At 68.5% G+C, this 17,670-nt stretch carries 21 protein-coding genes; 8 read left to right on the top strand and 13 right to left on the bottom strand.

Annotated features, from left to right (window positions below):
• Window position 1: 1 nt before the first annotated feature.
• The 8 genes from KY500_RS13445 to KY500_RS13410 form a co-directional block, all read right to left on the bottom strand.
• Window positions 2–781: an SDR family oxidoreductase gene (locus tag KY500_RS13445; RefSeq protein ID WP_219900972.1), complete on the bottom strand. Its 780-nt coding sequence runs from the start codon at window positions 779–781 to the stop codon at window positions 2–4.
• 123 nt (window positions 782–904) lie between these two features.
• Window positions 905–2,464 carry an HNH endonuclease signature motif containing protein gene (locus KY500_RS13440; protein WP_219900971.1) on the bottom strand — a complete coding sequence of 520 codons (1,560 nt, stop codon included), beginning with the start codon at window positions 2,462–2,464 and terminating at the stop codon, window positions 905–907.
• 730 nt (window positions 2,465–3,194) lie between these two features.
• Window positions 3,195–3,404: an RNA polymerase sigma factor gene (locus tag KY500_RS13435; protein ID WP_219900970.1), complete on the bottom strand. Its 210-nt coding sequence runs from the start codon at window positions 3,402–3,404 to the stop codon at window positions 3,195–3,197.
• Window positions 3,405–3,731: 327 nt separating this feature from the next.
• On the bottom strand, window positions 3,732–4,775 hold the full coding sequence (locus KY500_RS13430; RefSeq protein WP_219900969.1) for an NAD(P)-dependent alcohol dehydrogenase: 1,044 nt from the start codon (window positions 4,773–4,775) through the stop codon (window positions 3,732–3,734).
• A gap of 115 nt (window positions 4,776–4,890) precedes the next feature.
• The gene (locus KY500_RS13425; protein ID WP_219900968.1) at window positions 4,891–5,202 is read right to left on the bottom strand and encodes an AzlD domain-containing protein; all 312 of its coding nucleotides are present in this window, start codon (window positions 5,200–5,202) and stop codon (window positions 4,891–4,893) included.
• Window positions 5,199–5,954 (bottom strand): AzlC family ABC transporter permease, encoded by a 756-nt coding sequence (locus KY500_RS13420; protein WP_219900967.1) that lies wholly within the window; start codon window positions 5,952–5,954, stop codon window positions 5,199–5,201. The genes KY500_RS13425 and KY500_RS13420 overlap by 4 nt, the downstream gene beginning before the upstream one ends.
• Window positions 5,951–6,700 (bottom strand): ABC transporter permease, encoded by a 750-nt coding sequence (locus KY500_RS13415; RefSeq protein WP_219900966.1) that lies wholly within the window; start codon window positions 6,698–6,700, stop codon window positions 5,951–5,953. Before KY500_RS13415 ends, KY500_RS13420 begins: the two co-directional genes overlap by 4 nt.
• Before the next feature lie 46 nt (window positions 6,701–6,746).
• Window positions 6,747–7,187, bottom strand: a complete 441-nt coding sequence (locus KY500_RS13410) for an Lrp/AsnC family transcriptional regulator (RefSeq protein ID WP_219900965.1) — start codon at window positions 7,185–7,187, stop codon at window positions 6,747–6,749.
• A gap of 68 nt (window positions 7,188–7,255) precedes the next feature.
• Here KY500_RS13410 and KY500_RS13405 point away from each other — a divergent pair, with 68 nt between their 5' ends.
• Window positions 7,256–7,918, top strand: coding sequence for a LysE family transporter (locus KY500_RS13405; protein WP_219900964.1), 663 nt, complete (start codon window positions 7,256–7,258; stop codon window positions 7,916–7,918).
• On the opposite strand, the gene KY500_RS13400 is transcribed toward KY500_RS13405, so the two are convergent.
• From KY500_RS13400 to KY500_RS13390, 3 genes are all read right to left on the bottom strand, one after another.
• Window positions 7,915–8,700, bottom strand: coding sequence for a glucosamine-6-phosphate deaminase (locus KY500_RS13400; RefSeq protein WP_219900963.1), 786 nt, complete (start codon window positions 8,698–8,700; stop codon window positions 7,915–7,917). The genes KY500_RS13405 and KY500_RS13400 overlap by 4 nt on opposite strands.
• An 85-nt stretch (window positions 8,701–8,785) precedes the next feature.
• Entirely contained in the window at window positions 8,786–10,030 is a 1,245-nt protein-coding gene (locus tag KY500_RS13395; RefSeq protein ID WP_219900962.1) for a PTS transporter subunit EIIC, read from the bottom strand.
• A 173-nt stretch (window positions 10,031–10,203) separates the two neighbouring features.
• Window positions 10,204–10,953 carry a GntR family transcriptional regulator gene (locus KY500_RS13390; RefSeq protein ID WP_219900961.1) on the bottom strand — a complete coding sequence of 250 codons (750 nt, stop codon included), beginning with the start codon at window positions 10,951–10,953 and terminating at the stop codon, window positions 10,204–10,206.
• Window positions 10,954–11,162: 209 nt separating this feature from the next.
• Between KY500_RS13390 and KY500_RS13385 the strand changes: the two genes are divergently transcribed.
• The 4 genes from KY500_RS13385 (at window position 11,163) to KY500_RS13370 (ending at window position 13,855) form a co-directional block, all read left to right on the top strand.
• Window positions 11,163–11,396 carry a glucose PTS transporter subunit EIIB gene (locus KY500_RS13385; RefSeq protein ID WP_066597867.1) on the top strand — a complete coding sequence of 78 codons (234 nt, stop codon included), beginning with the start codon at window positions 11,163–11,165 and terminating at the stop codon, window positions 11,394–11,396.
• Window positions 11,397–11,422: 26 nt separating this feature from the next.
• The gene (locus tag KY500_RS13380; RefSeq protein ID WP_255579334.1) at window positions 11,423–11,905 is read left to right on the top strand and encodes a PTS glucose transporter subunit IIA; all 483 of its coding nucleotides are present in this window, start codon (window positions 11,423–11,425) and stop codon (window positions 11,903–11,905) included.
• Window positions 11,906–12,026: 121 nt separating this feature from the next.
• A complete protein-coding gene (gene nagA / locus KY500_RS13375; protein WP_219900960.1) occupies window positions 12,027–13,232 on the top strand; it encodes an N-acetylglucosamine-6-phosphate deacetylase in 1,206 nt (401 codons plus the stop codon).
• A 98-nt stretch (window positions 13,233–13,330) separates the two neighbouring features.
• Window positions 13,331–13,855: a pyridoxal 5'-phosphate synthase gene (locus KY500_RS13370; protein WP_219900959.1), complete on the top strand. Its 525-nt coding sequence runs from the start codon at window positions 13,331–13,333 to the stop codon at window positions 13,853–13,855.
• Between the two features lie 491 nt (window positions 13,856–14,346).
• On the opposite strand, the gene KY500_RS13365 is transcribed toward KY500_RS13370, so the two are convergent.
• Entirely contained in the window at window positions 14,347–14,970 is a 624-nt protein-coding gene (locus KY500_RS13365; protein ID WP_219900958.1) for a superoxide dismutase, read from the bottom strand.
• 48 nt (window positions 14,971–15,018) lie between these two features.
• Here KY500_RS13365 and KY500_RS19430 point away from each other — a divergent pair, with 48 nt between their 5' ends.
• From KY500_RS19430 to KY500_RS13355, 3 genes are all read left to right on the top strand, one after another.
• The gene (locus KY500_RS19430) at window positions 15,019–15,192 is read left to right on the top strand and encodes a MerR family DNA-binding transcriptional regulator (RefSeq protein ID WP_255579331.1); all 174 of its coding nucleotides are present in this window, start codon (window positions 15,019–15,021) and stop codon (window positions 15,190–15,192) included.
• 11 nt (window positions 15,193–15,203) lie between these two features.
• On the top strand, window positions 15,204–15,494 hold the full coding sequence (locus KY500_RS19425; protein ID WP_255579324.1) for a MerR family DNA-binding protein: 291 nt from the start codon (window positions 15,204–15,206) through the stop codon (window positions 15,492–15,494).
• 68 nt (window positions 15,495–15,562) lie between these two features.
• Complete coding sequence (locus KY500_RS13355) at window positions 15,563–16,660, top strand: hypothetical protein (RefSeq protein WP_219900957.1); 1,098 nt, start codon at window positions 15,563–15,565, stop codon at window positions 16,658–16,660.
• Window positions 16,661–16,674: 14 nt separating this feature from the next.
• Here KY500_RS13355 and KY500_RS13350 read toward each other — a convergent pair whose 3' ends face one another.
• Entirely contained in the window at window positions 16,675–17,472 is a 798-nt protein-coding gene (locus KY500_RS13350) for an IclR family transcriptional regulator (RefSeq protein WP_219900956.1), read from the bottom strand.
• Between the last annotated feature and the right edge of the window lie 198 nt (window positions 17,473–17,670).

Raw genomic sequence — 17,670 nt, 5'->3', positions numbered from 1 at the left:
GTCAACCGATCTTGAAGCCGCCGTTGCTGTGCAGCAGTTGACCGGTGATCCATGAGCCCGGCTCGGAGAACAGGAACCGCACGAGGTTCGCCGTGTCGGCGGGAGTGCCGAGCCGACCGGCGGGTGTCGCGGACGTCGCCCAGGTCCGCACCGCGTCGTCCATCCAGCCGGTGTCGATGGGGCCGGGGTTGATGACGTTCGCGCGCACCCCGCGGTCGGCCAGCTCAACGGCGGCGGCGATCACGATGCGGTCGAGTGCCCCCTTGCTGGCGCCGTAGGGCAGGTTGTTCGCAGTGTGGTCACTGGTCAGGGCCACGATTCGGCCGCCGACGGTGCCCGGTGCCACGGATGCCGGCAACTGTTCGGCGAAGGCCTTGATGAGCAGCCAGGTGGCGCGGGCGTTCACCGCGAAGTGCCGGTCCCAGGCCGAGACTTCCGTGTCGAGGATCGAACTGTCCACCGATTCGCAGTGCGACATGACCAGGCCGGTCACCGGACCGAGGACTTGTGCAGCAGTCAGGAGCGCGGCGGGCACGTCGGGGTCACCGAGGTCGCCGGGGACGAGTTGGACTCGAACGCCGAGGGCACGGCACTCGTCGGCGATGGCTTCGGGGTCGTCAGCGCTGCGCTCGTAGCCGAGCCGGTCGTCGTAGGGCCGCCAATAGTTCAGTGCGAGGTCCCAGCCGTCTTGGGCCAGCCCGACCGCGAGGCTCGCCCCGATCGATCGGCGACGGCCCACGCCGGTGACGAGGGCGACCTGGGTTGAGTCGAGGATAGGCATGCTAGCCAGACTAGGGCGTTCCGTGGGGCGGGTCGGTGCGGAGTCAGACCAGTCCGGTGGGTGCCCGTAGAGCCGGAGAAAGGCGACTATCAGCTGACCGGGCGCGCCGCTTCATGGTCCGGGCTATCCGGTATTCCGGGGGCCGTCTGGGGCCGTGTCATGTGCCCGGTGCTTGTTGGGTCTGCGCCACCGCCCGGCGGGGTCGATCCAGTGTGGAGCCTTCACCAGGGGCATCCCGTCGACCATGCGGATCTTCCAGCCGGTGCCGCTGGTGATCGTGTGGTGGTGATACCAGCACAGCAGCACCCCGTTGCTCACATCGGTTGCGCCGCCGTTCTGCCAGGGGACCACGTGGTGCACTTCGCACCACTGTGGTGGGCAGGTGCACCCCGAGAGGATGCAGCCACCATCCCGGGCGGTGATTGCCTTGCGCTGCAGAGGCGAGAAGCAGCGGGCCTTGGTACCCAACCCCAGAACAGCCCCGTTGCCGCCGAAAAAGATGGGTTGCATGCCGCCGTTGTCGATCATCTGGTTGATCGTCTTCATCGAGAGGGGGGCGTCCACACCGTCGATCCAGCCGACGCCCAAGTCGGCGAGTAGATCGGTGGCGTTCACGTGGACCATCACGACGGGTGGCATTCCGCCCATGGTCGGGGTGCGGGGGTCCTGAGCGACTTGGGTGAGGATGCCGCGCAGAATGTCGGCGCGCTTCTCACCGCCGGTGCGCTCATCCAATACCGCACCGGGGACCAGTTCGCCGGCCTCGATTCGTTCCTGCTCTTCCGCGCTGGGGAAGGCGGGCGCGGACCGGGCGGAGAGATAGGTGTCGAAGAGCCGGTCCATGCGACCCTTGAGGTCTGGGGTGACGCCACCGCGGATGGGGTAGAGCCCGTCATCGCGGAGTCGGCCGAAGGTGAACGTGGATTTCGCCTCCACGATCGCCTCGTTCGGTGCAACGCCGTTGGGGTTCAAGCGTGCCTGCCAGGGCTTGGTCATCTCGTTGATGCGGTCAGCCGTGAAGGTGAACCCGTCCGAGTCGCCCAGCCGGACGACGGGACCGGTGGCCTGCGTGCCTGGACGGGTGGCTTCGTTCGTGGGTCTGCGGTCGAAGAGCGACCCGGTCGCGGACATGACCAGGTCCCGTTCGGCGGCGTCGACATCGGCGGGGTTGGCATCGAAGCGGCCGTGGACCTTGTAGTCAGCCAGACCCCTGACGATGTTCTCGGCCGCGTCCACTCCGAGTTCGCCGGCGGCCAGGGCGGCAGCCACGATGGGAAACACGGGCTCGAGGACCATGCCGGCCCACACCCGCGGTGCGACCTTCTCACCCAGGGCAACCCGCCGCTTCATCTCGGGCACCGAGGCTCGGGTGAGGAGCGTGAGCAGCTCGTTCTCGTGGGAGGCCCCCAGTCGCCAGGCGAGCGAGTCGGTGCCCAGACCGCGGTGCGCGCGGCCGCTGATCACCGTGGCAGTGGTGACCCTGGCCGCGTCGACCGCCCGACCGAGCTGCTCGACCTTCTGGGTCAACGCGACCGCTTCGGCATCGTTGAGCCCAGCGGCGTCGATGGAGTCCATCACGGCCTGCATGGTGCGCGCCGCGTCGGTGAGGGCAGAGAGCTTGTCGCCGAAGGCTCCGGTGTGCGCCCGCTGAACCGCCGGAAGCTCGTCCGGTTCCCGCCACACGGGCTGCTCTTTCGCCGCCCTCGGCGAGGGCGAAGCGGCGGCTCGGGTGTCGGAGGTGCCGTCTATCGTGGAGTGAAGCGGTGCCGCACTCACGGGCGGGGTCGCAAGGCCGGTGTTCCAGTCGCCGGGGTTCGGACGGGCGTGAGTCGGTCCGGTGGGAGATGTTCCCGCCGGTGGTGTGGAGCCTCTTTCGAGCTCTTCGTCCATGACTCCATTCTCTCACGATTCGATCAAAATTGTGAGATTCAGTCATTTAATTTGAGAACCAGTCTCGAAACTTTGTTCGCATTTGTTCGCGAGATCGAGACGAACATTCGAAATATCACGTTGTCGTCGGAGAGCGCGTCCGGCCGGACGACCTGCACGCCTCCAGGATCGCCTCGCCGCCGCACGCAGAGTGTTCGCCGCGCCATTCTCCCCGTGTGCCCATCCGCAACCCGCGCTGAACACGCTCCTTGAGGATCAGGTGCACGTACACCCAGGGCGGTGAACGGACAGACGGAGTACCCGTCGTATCTTTTCGCCGGGGGCTGCCGTTCAGCACCGCGTTCAGGTTTTTCGCCGGGACCAGGGTCTGCTTGCGCAGGGCGCCGCCGGTCGTGGGGGTGCGGGCAGCCGACCCGCTACCGACAGGCCGGCGTTGCCGCCGCCGATGATCACGACGCGATAATGCTCGGGTGCACGGTCAGTCGGACGCCGACTGTAGACGCGGCGTGAAGGAACGGGAAGGTCAGGCGGCGACGCGCAGCGCCTCGCGGAGGTGGGTGAGCCCCTCGCTGAGGCGGGAATCGGCCACGTCGACGCTCACCCCGAGCAGGTTGGCGACCTGATCGTTGTTGAAGCCGGCGTAGTAGGCCAGGTGAATCGCCTGTTGGTGTTCGGGAGCCAGGGTTTCGATGGCATCCGTGGCGTTGTCGAGGTTGATAGTGGGAGTAAACATGTGAAGCGAACTTTTCGTTGTGACGTGTGAAGGCGGCGCGCAACGTTGCGCACGCCGAATTTCTGCAGCGTGAATGACCGACCGGTATTCCGGTCGAGTGGTTCCGAATGGGGATGAACCCGATCGGAGGGTGTGCGGCTCCGGCCATGGATTGGGGCAGCGGAGGGGTCGAATCGTGATAAAGATCGACGCGCAACTACCCACACTAACACAACCGAGAGCTGTGCAGGCCCCGCTCACAACAATCGTCGTCAACGAACAGGAGAAGGCGCCTGCCCCGGTCGATTAATCGGCCGGGGCGGCGCCTTCTGCGGTCATCCGGCCGGGTTAGGCCATGGTCGCCACGTCGATCACGAAGCGGTAGCGCACATCCGATGCCAGCACTCGCTCGTACGCCTCGTTGATGTAGTCGGCCGCCACGAGCTCGGTCTCGGGCGCGATGCCGTGCTCGGCGCAGAAGTCGAGCATTTCCTGGGTCTCGCGGATGCTGCCGATTCCGGAGCCGGCGAAGGAACGACGGTTGCCGAACAGGCTGAACACCTGCACCGGGAGCGGCTCGGGCGGGGCGCCGACGCTCACCAGGGTGCCGTCCAGGCGGAGCAGCGACAGGTAGGCGTTGATGTCGATGGAGGCGCTGACCGAGTTGATGATGAGGTCGAAGGTGTTCGCGAGGGTCTCGAAGGTGGCCGGGTCGCTCGTGGCGTAGTAGTGGTCGGCGCCCAGGCGCAGGCCGTCCTCCTGCTTGCTCAGGCTCTGCGAGAGCACGGTGACCTCGGCGCCCATGGCATGGGCGATCTTCACGGCCATGTGGCCGAGGCCGCCCATGCCCACGACGGCGACCTTGCGGCCGGGGCCGGCCTTCCAGTGCGCCAGGGGCGAGTAGGTGGTGATACCCGCGCAGAGCAGCGGTGCCGCGGCCTCGAACGGGATGCTCTCGGGAACCTTGAGAACGAAGTCCTCGACCACGACGATGTGTGTGGCGTAGCCGCCCTGGGTGATGGTGCCGTCGCGGTCCACGCTGGCATAGGTGCCGGTGTTGCCGCGGAGGCAGTACTGCTCCTCACCGGCCAGGCAGTTCTCGCACTCGCGGCAGGAGTTCACCATGCAGCCGACACCCACCCGGTCGCCGACCTGGTGCAGGCTCACGTCGGATCCCACGGCGGAGACGATTCCCACGATCTCGTGGCCGACCACCTGCGGGTACTGGATGGGGCCCCACTCGCCGCGGACCGTGTGGATGTCGGAGTGGCAGATGCCGGAGTACTTGACGTCGATGAGAACGTCGGCCGGGCCGAGCTCCCGTCGCTCGATGGTGGTCTTGACGAGGGGCGCGGTCGCAGACGGCGCCGCATAGGCGGTGACGGTGAGCATGGTTCTCCAGAAATCTCTAAATCGAATGCGGGGTATCAAGCATCGCTCACCAGGAAGCCGTCCTGCACACCGAAGGGTCCCCTGTTATGGCACCCCAGCGGAGGGGGAGGGTCGGCTACGGCATCCCGAGCAGCCGCAGTCCGGCTGCGGCTGCGGCTCCCACGATCACGACCAGCAGGAACGGCGCCTTGAGCCACAGCGCGAGAGCCGCCGCCGCGAGGGCGCCCAGCCGGGAGTCCAACACCAGGGCCTGACCGGATGCCACGGCGTTGGCGACGGTGAGCGAGGCCAGTAGTCCGATCGTCAGGGTGCCGGCAACCCGGGCGACGCGCGGGTTGGTCAGCCAGGTGCGGGGCACCAGATAACCGAGCAGCTTCGTGAGGAACCCGGCGACGCAGGCCACCACGATCCAGAACCAGAGCGTCACGACAGAGGGCTCCGTCCGTCGCCCTGCGGGTACGGGTCGACATCGGGCTCCAGGCCCTCGCGGGGCGGGGCGTCCCGAGAGCCGAACCAACCGATCAGTCCGGCCACGACAGCGGCCACGAGGATCGGGATGCCCGGCGGCACGAATGGCACGGCCAGCAGGGTGGCCAGCGCAGAGACCACGGCGATGGCGCCGGCATCCCGTGACCGCAGCCGGGGCCAGAGCAGGCCGAGGAAGGCGGCGACCGCGGCCCCGTCGAGGCCCCACTGTTTGGGGTCGCCCAGCGCGTCGCCGGCGAGCGCCCCGATCAGGGTGAATAGGTTCCAGAGCACGAAGACCCCAACGCCGGCGACCCAGAAGCCGCGCTTCTGCTCGAGAGGGTCGGTCTGCCCGGTGCTGGTGGCGAGGGACTCGTCGATGGTCACGTGTGCGGCGGCGAACCGGCGCCAGCCCCGCGGATGCAGCAGAACGTTCATCTGCATCCCGTACACGGCATTGCGGATGCCCAGTAGCGCGGCCGCGCTCGCCGCTGCCACAGGGGTGCCGCCGCCGGCGATGACCCCGATGAACGCGAACTGCGAGCCTCCCGTGAACAGCAGCAGGCTCAGCACCGCGGTCTGCCAGACGTCGAGGCCCGACGCGACCGAGAGGGCGCCGAAGGAGATGCCGTACAGCCCGGTCGCGACGGCGATCGACAGACCCACCCGGGCGCCGGGGGAGTGACGGAGGGAGGCGGGCCCGCTGGGGCTCACTGGAGTGCCGCAGGGCGCATCCGTACGGGTGCGAGCATTCGCACCACGACGACGGCGGTGATCGACCCGGCGGCCATGATCGACGCCAGAACCACGAGTTGGAACCGGCCGGCCTCCAGCGGTGAGACGCCGCCGAAGATGGCGCCGACGAAGGCGCCGGGCAGGGTGACGAGCCCGGTGGTCTTGGTCTGGTCGGTGGACGGGATGAGCGCCGAATAGACCGCATTGCGCGCCAGGCCGAGGGTGGATTGCCGCGGGGTCGCGCCCAGAGCCATCCACCCTTCCACCTCGTCCCAGTGGTCGTTCACGCTCTCGGTGAGCCGGCGGCCGGCGAGGGTGGCGATCGACATGGAGTTGCCGATGACGATGCCGCCGATCGCGAGGGCGTACCGGGGCGAGAACTCGATGGCGCCGCTGACGAAGACGATGAGCAGGGTGGTCACGATGCCCGCGCCCATGGCGGAGGCGACCAGCACGATGTGTTTCCGGCGGCCGCCCAACCGGCGGGCGGCGGTGACGGCGGCCACGGTGAACATCACCAGGAGCGCCACGGTCACCCAGAGCGGGCTCGTGATCACGCCGCTGAGGATCACGCTGATGAGCATGAGCTGCACCGCGCCGCGCAGGATCGCCAGGGAGGGGGCGAACGGATTCGGGATGTGGGTGCCCCACAGCACCGTGATGGTCAGCGCCACCAGCGCCGCGACCCCCACCAGGGTGGGGGCGAAGGTGCCGAAGTCGCTCATCCTGCCAGCGTACCGAGCGGTGACGGGGTCGACGGCAGCGGGCGGGTCACTCCCTCGCGGTGGCGGGCGGGCGCAGGGCCAGTCGGGTCTGGGTCTGGCCGGCGCCGGCCTTCTTCTTGAGCCTGTGCAGCAAGCCGTTCAGGTGGGTGGTGTCTGAGACCCACACGTGCAGCAGATAGTCGTAGGGTCCGGTCACGTGCACCGCGTCGCGCACCTCGGGCTCGGCCAGGGCGGCGTGCAGGAACGTCTCGGAGTCGGCGTCGGCGCGCAGCCGGACATCGATGAACGCCTCCATGCCGAGGGCGCCCAGCGGGGTGTCATCGGCCAGGATCGCCCGGTATCCCACGATCACGCCGTTGGCCTCGAGCTTGCGCACCCGGGCCGCCGCGGCGTTTGTGCTGAGCCCCACCGCGGTGCCCAGCGCACTGAACGAAATGCGGCCATCGTCGCGCAGAATGCCGATGATTTCGCTGTCGAGACTGTCCATGCCGCGAGTGTAGCCGCGCCGCCGCAAAAATCTAGGTCACCGCGTGGGAGGGGGTGCAGGATCGGCCCATGGAAATTCTGGGGCTGTTCGGTGCGGGGGCGCTGGCCGGGTTGGGAGTGGCCGTTCCGCTCGGCGCCATCGGGCTGTTACTCGTGCGCCAGGGGGTCGCCGGTGGGTTCGTTGTGGGCGCGGCCGGCGCTGCAGCGGTGGCGCTCGTGGACAGCGTGTATTGCATCGTCGCGCTGGGCGCCGGGGCAGTCGTGGCGCCGGTGCTGGGGGAGTGGGGCGCAGCGGCCGGGCTGCTGGCCGGGGCGATGCTGATGGCGCTCGGTGTGGCCGGTCTGCTGCGGGAGCGGCGCCGGCCTACGGCCAGCCAGGATCAGCCGGGCCGCAGCAGTGTGCGACGCCCGGCACCTGCCAGGTTCTTCCTGCTGCTGCTCGGCCTTACCGCGGTCAACCCGGCCACTCTGCTCTACTTCGCGGCGCTGACCACGGCCCTGCGGCCCACTCTGGCTGCGCCCGGCGGCGCGGTGGCTGCCACGGCGTTCGTGGCCGGGGTGGCCATTGCCTCGCTCGCCTGGCAACTCGGGCTGGTGGCGGCCGGGGCGTTCTGGGGTGGCCGGATCACGCCGCGCGGTCAGGTCCTCGTCGGTCGCGCCGGGTATCTCCTGGTGATCCTGCTGGGGGCCGGGGCGGCGCTGGCCGCCCTGGCCGCCCCGTCGACCGCCTAGATGCCCTGCCCGGCGTACTTGTTCGCCCAGGCGTACCGGTAGTAGGCGATGTTCTCCAGCCGGGAGGCCGCGGCCTCGTCGACGAGAACGGTGACGTGCGGGTGCAGCTGAATCACCGACCCGGGTTTGCTCGAGGTGACCGGGCCCTCCACGGCCGCGGCGATGGCATCCGCCTTTTCGGCGCCGAACGCGAGCAGGATCAGGTGCCGCGCCCGGCGGATGGTGCCGAGCCCCTGCGTCATGCAGTGGATCGGCACGTCGTCGGGCGAGGCGAAGAAACGGGCGTTGTCGATGCGGGTCTTCTCGGTGAGCGTCTTGACCCGGGTGATCGACGCGAACGACGAGCCGGGTTCGTTGAACCCCACGTGGCCGCTGCGTCCGATGCCGAGGATCTGCAGGTCGATGCCTCCCGCCGCGAGGATGGCGTTCTCGTAGTCGGCGCCGGCCGTCGCGAGGGTGGCGGGGTTGCCGTTGGGAACCTGAATGTTGCCGGGGGTGAGGCCGAGGGGGTCGACCACGTCGCGGGTGATGACGGCGCGGTAGCTTTCGGGGTGGCCCTCCGGCAGCCCCACGTATTCGTCGAGCGCGAAGCCGCGCACCCGGGAGACGTCCAGGGGGTCCCGGCGCAGGGACGCCGCCAGCGCGCTATAGACGGAGAGCGGGGTGGATCCGGTGGCCAGGCCGAGGACGGCATCCGGCTGTCGATCGATGAGGTCGCGGATCGTAGCGGCGGCGAGGATTCCCGCCGCGGTTTCGTTCTCGAGGATGACTACTTCGGCCACTGGATACTCCTGGTGCGGATCGGTGTTTGGTGAGAGTGGCCGCGGGCCGGGCGCTTGAGGGCGCCCGGCCCGCGGTCGGGTGAGGTTAGACGGTCGTCGCCGAGGCGGAGTCCGGCGCGCCGGCCTCCGCGATCTCGTCGTCGCCGCGGCCGGGGGTACGCAGGTTCCAGCGGCGGATGACGAATCGGAACAGGAAGTAGTAGATCGCCGCGTACGCCAGCCCGATGGGGATCAGCAGCAGCGGCTTCTCGGCCAGTCCGAAGTTGAGGATGTAGTCGAAGGCGCCGGCGCTGAAGCTGAAGCCGTCGCGGATGCCCAATGCGTTGACCAGGGCGAGGGACGAGCCGGTGAGCACGGCGTGGATGGCGTAGAGCGGGAACGCGACGAACATGAAGGAGAACTCGAGCGGCTCGGTGACGCCGGTGAGCATCGCCGTCAGGGCACCGGTGAGCATGATGCCACCCACGATCTTCTTCTGCGAGGGCTTGGCTTCCTGCCAGATGGCCAGGGCGCCGGCCGGGAGGGCGAACATCATGATGGGGAAGAACCCGGTCATGAACGAGCCCGCGGTGGGGTCGCCGGCGAAGAACCTGTGCAGGTCACCCGTGGCGCCGTTGTAGTCGCCGATCACGAACCACATCATCGAGTTGAGGATGTGGTGCAGCCCGACCGGGATCAACAGCCGGTTGGCCGTGCCGTAGAGGAATCCGCCCCAGATGTCGTTCGAGCTCACGAACTCGCCGAACCCGGTGAGCCCACTGCTGAACGCCGGGTAGATGAAGCTGAGAAGCACCCCGAGCACGAGGGCCACCACGGCAGTGATGATCGGCACGAACCGGCGGCCCCCGAAGAAGGCGAGGTAGCTGGGCAGTTTGATGCGGTGGTATTTCTGCCAGAGCACCGCGGAGACGACGCCCATGAGCACGCCGCCGAGCACGTTGTAGTTGACGAGCACCTGGTCGGCGCCCTCGGCGGGCAGGCCCATCACGGCCGGCGACATGGCCTTGCCCACGTTGCTGAAGACGAGATAGCCCACGACGGCAGCCAGCGCCGTCGAGCCGTCGGCCTTCTTGGCGAAGCCGATTGCGACGCCGAGGGCGAACAGCAGGGGGAGGTTGTCGAACAGGGCGCCACCGGCCGAGGCGATCACGGCCGCCCCGGTCTCGAAGCCGGGGATCGCGCCGAGTAGGTCGGGCTGGCCGAGACGCAGGAGCAGACCGGCGGCGGGAAGTGCCGCAATGGGCAGCATGAGGCTGCGACCGATGCGTTGGAGCTGGGCGAGGCCGGGGATCTTGCGTCCCGTCCCGGCATCTACGGTGGTGCTGGACATAGATTCCTCCTGGTGGTTGGCGCGTGTGCATGGGGTGTGGCGGGGACTGCCGTGCGTGGTGCGGATGGTGCTCTGAACGGTGCTGCGGATCGTCTCGCGACGGCGCGCCGAATAGCGCCGGGGTGCGGCGTGGGACGGGCGCTCCTGAGCGGGGCGGGGAAAGGTCTGTGTGGTTACAACTCGTGGTGCAGGTCGAGGGTCATGTGGATCTGGTAGCGGTCACCGCGATACCAGGAGGTGATGTACTCGAGCGGGGTCGACCCTGCGGAGGACGTGCGTCGGAAAACCAGCAGGGGCGTGCCCGGCGGGGTGCCGAGCGATTCGGCGAGCGCCGCATCCGCGGTCTCTGCCCAGGCGGTCTGTTCGGCGTGGTCGATGCGCAGCCCGTATTCGGTTGAGAAGGTCGCGTAGAGCGACCGGGTCAGGTCCTGCTCGCCCAGCCCGGGCACCAGGGCCACCGGGTAATAGCCGCGTTCGAAGGCCATCGGGATGCCGCCGGCCAGGCGGAGCCGTTCGACCTGGTAGACCTGAGCGCCGGACTTGAGTCCGAGGGCAGCCCGTACCTCCAGCGGGGCGTCGATGAGCGCCGCCGCGATCACGACGGTCGCCGGCACCAGGCCGCGCCGCCGCATGTCTTCGGTGAACGAGGCGAGGTGCAGATCGCTCTGCACGCGTTCGCCGGCGACGAAGGTGCCCTTGCCCTGGATGCGGTACAGCACGCCCTCCTCCACCAACTGCCGGATGGCTTCACGCACCGTCGACCGGCTCACACCGTACTTGGTCATGAGCTTGCGCTCCGGGGGGATGGCGGCGTGCGGGGCCAGCGTGGTCTCTACCCGATCGAGCAGGATCGAGCGCAGTTGCGTGTGTTTCGGCACCGCGCCGCCGGCGAGTACCGGTCCTTCGTCGAGCTGTGTCGCCACGGCGAACCTTTCTTTCTGGCGATCGGTCAATTCTCAGACCAGACCACTTTCGCTTTTTGGTCCGTACTGGTACGGTCCAATTACTTCGATAATGAAGGTGCGGCGGTCCGTTGTCAAGGGCCGGTTCGCACGGGCATCTCGGTCCGCGAGGTGCTCCGTCCCGACCGTTCCCGGCACCCCGGTGCCACGCAGTACCCGAGGAGAAGATGATGACGAGCAAGGCAGAGCAGATCCTGGCGGGCCTCGGTGGCTCCGGAAATATCGTGGACATCGAGGCCTGCATCACCCGTTTGCGCACGGAGGTGACCGATGCCGGCCTGGTGGACGAGGCGGCGCTCAAGGCCGCGGGCGCCCACGGCGTCTTCCGCAACGGAACCATCGTGCAGGTCGTGGTGGGCCCAGAGGCCGACAACCTCGCCGACGATATCGAAGACCTCCGGTGACCGCGGTCGAGCCGACGGTTGAGCTTGTGACCGCACAGACGCTCGCGCCGCTGGTCGTGCTGGCGCCGATCCCCGGCCGTGCTGTGGCCCTCGAGACGGTGCCAGACCCCACTTTCGCGCAGGAGATCGTCGGCCCGGGAGCGGCCATCGACCCGCCCCGCGAAGTCGTCGACGCCATCGCGCCGATCGGCGGCACGGTGCTCAAGGTCTTCCCGCATGCCTACGTCATCGTCTCCCCGCAGGGGATCGGGGTGCTCGTGCACCTCGGTATCGACACCGTGGAACTGGCCGGTGCGGGTTTCACCCTGCACGTGGCGCAGGGCGACACCGTGGCGGCCGGCGACATGATCGTCAGTTACGACGTACCCGCCGTCGTGGCGTCGGGCCGCGACCCGATCGCTCCCGTGATCGTCCTGGACCGTACCCGTGCCGACATCGGCCTGTCCGACGCCGTCGTGGCCGGACTCGGGCTCACGGCCGGGGATGTCTTCCTCACCGTGAACACCTGAGCTGACACCCGCCCGACTCCCGCGCGGCGTGCCGCACGCCCCATCCGACCGAGGTTCTGCCCCGCCAGATCCCCGTCGGATACCCGCTCCGCCCCGCCGCCCCATTTCCTGGAGACCCGCCATGACACCGCTCACCTCCGCCCAGCCGCCCGCCCAGGGCGAGGCCGTCCCGTCGCTTCCGGGTGACGCGGGTCCGGGATCCGACACCCCGCTGCTGATCGCGGCGGGCACGGTGATCCTGCCCGACCGGGAGCTCTCCCCGGGCTGGGTGGAGGTGCGCGCCGGCCTCATTGTGGGCTGCGGCGGCGGCACACCGCCCCGTCCGGCGGATGTGGCGGTGCCGCACGGCATCCTGGCGCCCGGCTTCGTGGACGCGCACAGCCACGGCGGCGGCGGGGTGAGCTTCAACGACCCGGATACCCGGGCCGCGGCTCACCGCATCGTGGCGACGCACCGCGAGCACGGCACCACCACCATGATGGCGAGTCTGGTGACGGCGCCCATCGCCGAGATGGAGATCCTGGTGGCGGCGCTCGCCGGGCTGGTGCGCGACGGCCTGCTGGCCGGCATCCACCTGGAGGGGCCGTGGCTCAGCCCGGTGCATCGCGGAGCCCATGCCGAGCGGTTGTTACTGCAGCCCACTTCGGAGAGTGTCGACAGGCTGATGCAGGCCGGCGCGGGGGCCGTGCGCATGGTGACCATCGCTCCCGAGCTCGACGGCGGCCTCGCAGCGGTGGCCAGGATCGTGGAGTACGGCTCGGTCGCCGCAATCGGGCACACCGATGCGGACTACGAGACCTCGCGCGCCGCCATCGAGGCGGGCGTCACCGTGGGCACCCACGTCTTCAACGCCATGCGCCCGCTGCACCACCGCGAGCCGGGTGCTGCACTGGCGGTGCTGGAGGACCCGTCGGTGTTCGCCGAGCTGATCGCCGACGGTGTGCACCTGCATCCGGCCGTGGTGCGACTGGTCGCCGAGAGCCGGGCCAGGCCGGTCTTCGTGACGGATGCCATGGCCGCGGCCTGTGCCGACGACGGCGACTACAAGCTGGGTGGCTTGGACGTGACGGTCGCCAACGGCGAGGCCCGGCTGGCCGACGGCACCATCGCCGGTAGCGTGCTCACCCTGAGCAAGGCCGTACGTTTCGCGGTGCTCACGGCCGGCGTGCCGCTGGCGTTCGCCGTGCGGGCGGCCACCCAGAATCCCGCCGACCTGCTCTCGCTCACCGATCGCGGCCGTATCCACCCCGGTCTCCGAGCCGACCTGGTCCTTCTCGACGCCGCCCTGCACGTGACCGCCACCCTGCACCACGGCACCTGGGTCTGACCCCGCCCGCCCCTCCGCGAACTGTGACTTAAGCCCCACAAATCGCCCGATTTCGGTGCTTTGCTCACGGTTCGCGGGGAGATGGGTAGGCTCGCGACGTGACCGAAAACCTCAGAAGCCGGCTGCGTGCCCTGCCCGATTTTCCCGACGACCTGCCCCGATTCGACCCGACCATGGCGCCGGCCGATCCGGTCGAGCTGTTTCTCGACTGGCTCGACGAGGCGCTCGCCGCCGGGGTGCGCCAGCCGCACGCCTTCAGCCTGGCAACGGTCGGCGAAGCGAGCATGCCGTCGTCCCGCATGCTGATCCTCAAGAACCTCGATGAGGAGGGCTGGCAGTTCGCCACGGCGCGCACGTCACGCAAGGGACGGGAATTGGCCGGGAATCCACGGGCGGCAATGAATTTCTACTGGTCGGAGCTGGGCCGCCAGGTGCGGCTGGTCGGCTCAGTGGTCGAGCTGTCCGCCGAGGCCTCGGCCCGGGACTGGGCCGAACGCCCCGCGGCCAACGCCGCCGCGAACCCGGCCTGGCAGCTCTACGCCCTGCGACCCACCGAGGTCGAATTCTGGCAGGCCAGCGCGGATCGACACCACGTTCGTCACCGCTACGAATTGCCCGGCTAACCGACCCGGCCGCTCCTCCACAGGGCTCGGCCACGACCCCCAGATCGTGGCCGGCCTACACGGCGACCCTGTCGAATCCGGTCGCCTCGACCCCACCGGAAAGGCGTACAGGTCGTCGTGGGACGACGAGGAACTCACCCGCCGGTCCATGGCCGCCGAAAACCTACGCCAACACCCGCACCCACGACCTCGTCCGCACTGCCAGCTACCCAGCCGCGGCGGCGAAGCCAGGTCCAGGCAACGCAACCAAGCGGCCTCTGCCGGAATCCCCACCAGGCGCGCCATTCGAGGAACCAGACCTCACCCTCCACCGTTCCGAGGGTCCTTCCCTCCCTGCTCGGTGCGATTACCCGGCAGCGGCCCGCGTGAGCCTCGCGTTCTCTTTCTGGATTGCCTCGACGAGTTCGTCCTTGCTCATCGGGGAACATTCGCCACTGGGCACAAAAAAGGGCGCCCGACCGACGGCCGAGCACCCCTTTCGATGAAGCGTTTTACAGCGTGATGAGACCCGAGGTCGTGTCCCGCGCATTCGTGAAGCGCGCGGAGACGTTGGCCCAGTCGGTGACCGTCCAGAATGCCTTCACGTAGTCAGCGCGAACGTTCTGGTAGTCGAGGTAGTAGGCGTGCTCCCAGACGTCGAGCATGAGCAGGGGAACGATGCCGGCGGGGAGGTTGCCCTGCTGGTCGTAGAGCTGCACGATGATCGGCTGCTGGCCCAGGGTATCCCAGGCCAAAATCGACCAGCCGGAGCCCTGCACGCCCATGGCCACAGCCGTGAAGTGCGCCTGGAACTTCTCGAACGAGCCGAAGGTGTCGTCGATCGCCGCGGCGAGCTCACCGGTGGGCTTGTCGCCACCGTTCGGCGACATGTTCGTCCAGAAGATGGAGTGGTTGACGTGACCACCGAGGTTGAACGCGAGGTCCTTCTGCAGCTTGTTGACGAAGGTCAGGTTGCCCGACTCGCGTGCTTCGGCGAGCTGGTCCAGCGCGGCGTTCGCACCGGTCACGTAGGCCTGGTGGTGCTTGCTGTGGTGGAGTTCCATGATGCGCCCGCTGATAGCAGGCTCGAGGGCGGCGTAGTCGTAGGTCAGCTGGGGGAGCGTGTATGCGGTCATTTGTTTACGCTATCGTCTCAAGTGCACTTGAGATCAAGGAGAATGTCCGTGTCAGAGCACTTATCCAGCCACGACCTCCTGCCAATCGGCCAGGTGGCCGCCCGCGCGGGCGTTGCGGTGTCCACCATTCGCTACTACGAGACGCTCGGGCTGATCCCCGCCGTGCGCTCCAGCACCAACGCCCGGATGTTCCCCGGCACGTTCTGCGCCGCATCGCGCTGATCCAGGTATCCGTGCGCTATGGCATCCCGCTGGCCGAGGTGGCCGAGATGCTCAGCGACCTGCCCGACGACCGCCCGCCGAGCCGTGTCGAATGGGGCGCGATATCGGCTACCTGGGGTGAGCACCTGGCCCGTCAGCGGGCCGTTCTCGAGCGGATGCAGGCCGAACTCACCGGCTGCATCGGCTGCGGCTGCCTCTCCCAGTCGCGGTGCGCCGTGCTGAACTCCGAGGACCGTTTGCGCACGGATGGCGCCGGCCCCCGCCGCGTGCTCGGCTCGGCGGCAACGACCGACACAGACTGACTTCTGCCGTTCACCCCGTCGGAGCCGGCCGGCCACTAGCCTGAGGGTAATTCGAGGGGGAATCACACGTGATCAAGATTTCTATGCGCGGCCTGGCCGCCATCGCCATCGTCACTATCGGCTGTATCGCCGCACCCCAGCCTGCACTGGCTGGGACTGCATCGATCACATCCGGTCTGAACGGTTCGTCGGTGGAGACACCCACGCCCACGCCGGCGGCGAGCGAGACTCCGGCGCCGACCCTGGCGCCGACCGAGGCCCCGACCCAGACCGCGACCCCGGAGCCCAGCCCGGTTCCCACGGACCCGGCAGAACAGACCTGGACCCTCGCCAAGATCGCCTACCTCGACACGGTCTACGAACTCGTCGACGGCGTGACGCCCACCCCGATCAGCTTCGAGCGTTACCGCGACGTCTACAAGTTCGCCGCGGTGCAGCCGGCCCCCACCGCGTACGTGAAGTACCCGTGGTCGGCCACCGTGTACGGCGTCACCTTCTGGCAGACGGATTCCGACACCTGGCAGTGGGACGAACTCACCTTCCCGCAGTACCAGAAGGCCCACTACCCGGCGGTCCGCAACGCGGGCTGGATCCTCGGCAGCTCGTACTACCAGTGGTCCACCTCGGCCGAACTCTTCGTGCAGGGTGGCGACGGAGTGGTGCACAAGCTGAACTACTCCGAGTGGGCCGACTCGGGCTTCCAGGACTTCGAGCGACTGGACAACGTCGGCTTCCAGAAGCTGAGCTGGTCCGCCGAGATCGGCGGGATGAACGACATCGCCGGCGGTCAGGGCGCGAAGCTCAGCTACGCCGAGTGGGCCGCCGAATCATTCCCCACCCCGCAGGTGGTGCAGCGATTCCCCGGTGACCAGTTCTACCGGTCCGCCGGTGACCCCACGGTCGTCTACGCCGGACCGCTGGTGAACCGTGCCGTCAGCTACCCCGAGTGGGCCGCCGCGGGATTCCCCGCCCCGGACGTGCACGGCAGCACCGCCCCGAGCTCGCCGACGGTGTCGGCACCCGCGCGGCCTGGCGACAAGGACTGTGGCGACTTCGCCACCCGCGCCGAGGCGCAGAACTGGTTCAACACCTATTACCCGACTTACGGTGACATCGCCGGTCTCGACTCCGACAACGACCGGCTGGCCTGCGAGACGCTGCCCTAGCGGGCAGAGCGCGTCTACAGCAGCGTCATCACGTCGCGCGCCGCGGTCATCAGCAGGGGCGCGTACGCCTCGAGCTTCTCCCGGGGAACCAGGGGAGCGATGGTCGTGATGCCGATTCCGCCGATGAGGTGCTGCTGCGTGTCGAAGACCGGCACGGCCATGCAGCGGATGTGCTCCTCGTTCTCCTGATCGTCGATGGAGAACCCGCGGTTGCGCACCAGTCGGCCGTCGGCGAGCAACCCTGCCACATCGGTGATGGTGTACTCGGTGCGGGTGTGCAACCCGGTGCGGGTGGCGTAGCTGCGCACCTCGCTTTCGGGTAGGTGCGCCAGGATCGCCTTGCCGATGGCGGTGGAGTGCAGCGGAATCTGCGCGCCCACCCGGGAGGCGATCTGGATGGGCTGGGCCGTATCCTCGATCTTCTCCACGTAGGTGGCGTAGTCGCCGGTGCGCAGCGCGAAGTGGATGGTGCTGTGCACGTCAGCCTGCAGACGCCGCAGCCGGTCACCGATCAGGTCTGAGTCGTCGGGCGCGGCCGTGAGCTTGAGGGCGAGCAGGCGGAACGCCCGCCCGGGCGCGTAGCTTCCGTCGGGCCGGCGGGCCACGTACCCGCTATCGATCAGTTCCGACAGGAGACGGAACACGCTGGTCTTGGCGAGCCCGGTCTCCTTGACCAGGTCGCTGAGCCGGTGGGCGTCGCCGGGGTTCGAGACGGCCTCGAGCACCCGCAGCAGCTTCTGGGCGGCGTTGTCCTTGGCCGAGGTCGCGGGCGCGCTTGTGCTCTCGGGGTCGCTGGTTGACGAAGGTCCCATGTGTCCTGCCTCTGCGCTGTCGCCGATGATCCGGCGTTCTGTCTTATGGACAGTTAACCACGCTTGTGGAATATCTGTGCCGCTCAGTGGTCCACGTCCCGGAATTCAATGCCGTCGGACCCTTGACAAATCCGGATCCGTCATATTCCTGCCCCCAGTTAGGGTCTGAGTCGGATTGAAGGCCCTGGCAAGTTGCGG

The sequence above is a fragment of the Cryobacterium sp. PAMC25264 genome, assembly GCF_019443325.1.
Lineage (GTDB): Bacteria > Actinomycetota > Actinomycetes > Actinomycetales > Microbacteriaceae > Cryobacterium.
The sequence above is the reverse complement of the archived record's forward strand: the minus strand, read 5'-3'. Positions and strand labels throughout refer to the sequence as shown.

Bases quoted from the DNA above. Each gene is read 5' to 3' on its own strand.
- KY500_RS13445 (WP_219900972.1), bottom strand. From the start codon at position 781: ATGCCTATCCTCGACTCAACCCAGGTCGCCCTCGTCACCGGCGTGGGC.
- KY500_RS13435 (WP_219900970.1), bottom strand. From the start codon at position 3,404: ATGTTTACTCCCACTATCAACCTCGACAACGCCACGGATGCCATCGAA.
- KY500_RS13430 (WP_219900969.1), bottom strand. From the start codon at position 4,775: ATGCTCACCGTCACCGCCTATGCGGCGCCGTCTGCGACCGCGCCCCTC.
- KY500_RS13415 (WP_219900966.1), bottom strand. From the start codon at position 6,700: ATGAGCGACTTCGGCACCTTCGCCCCCACCCTGGTGGGGGTCGCGGCG.
- KY500_RS13410 (WP_219900965.1), bottom strand. From the start codon at position 7,187: ATGGACAGTCTCGACAGCGAAATCATCGGCATTCTGCGCGACGATGGC.
- KY500_RS13405 (WP_219900964.1), top strand. From the start codon at position 7,256: ATGGAAATTCTGGGGCTGTTCGGTGCGGGGGCGCTGGCCGGGTTGGGA.
- KY500_RS13395 (WP_219900962.1), bottom strand. From the start codon at position 10,030: ATGTCCAGCACCACCGTAGATGCCGGGACGGGACGCAAGATCCCCGGC.
- KY500_RS13385 (WP_066597867.1), top strand. From the start codon at position 11,163: ATGACGAGCAAGGCAGAGCAGATCCTGGCGGGCCTCGGTGGCTCCGGA.
- nagA (WP_219900960.1), top strand. From the start codon at position 12,027: ATGACACCGCTCACCTCCGCCCAGCCGCCCGCCCAGGGCGAGGCCGTC.
- KY500_RS13365 (WP_219900958.1), bottom strand. From the start codon at position 14,970: ATGACCGCATACACGCTCCCCCAGCTGACCTACGACTACGCCGCCCTC.
- KY500_RS13350 (WP_219900956.1), bottom strand. From the start codon at position 17,472: ATGGGACCTTCGTCAACCAGCGACCCCGAGAGCACAAGCGCGCCCGCG.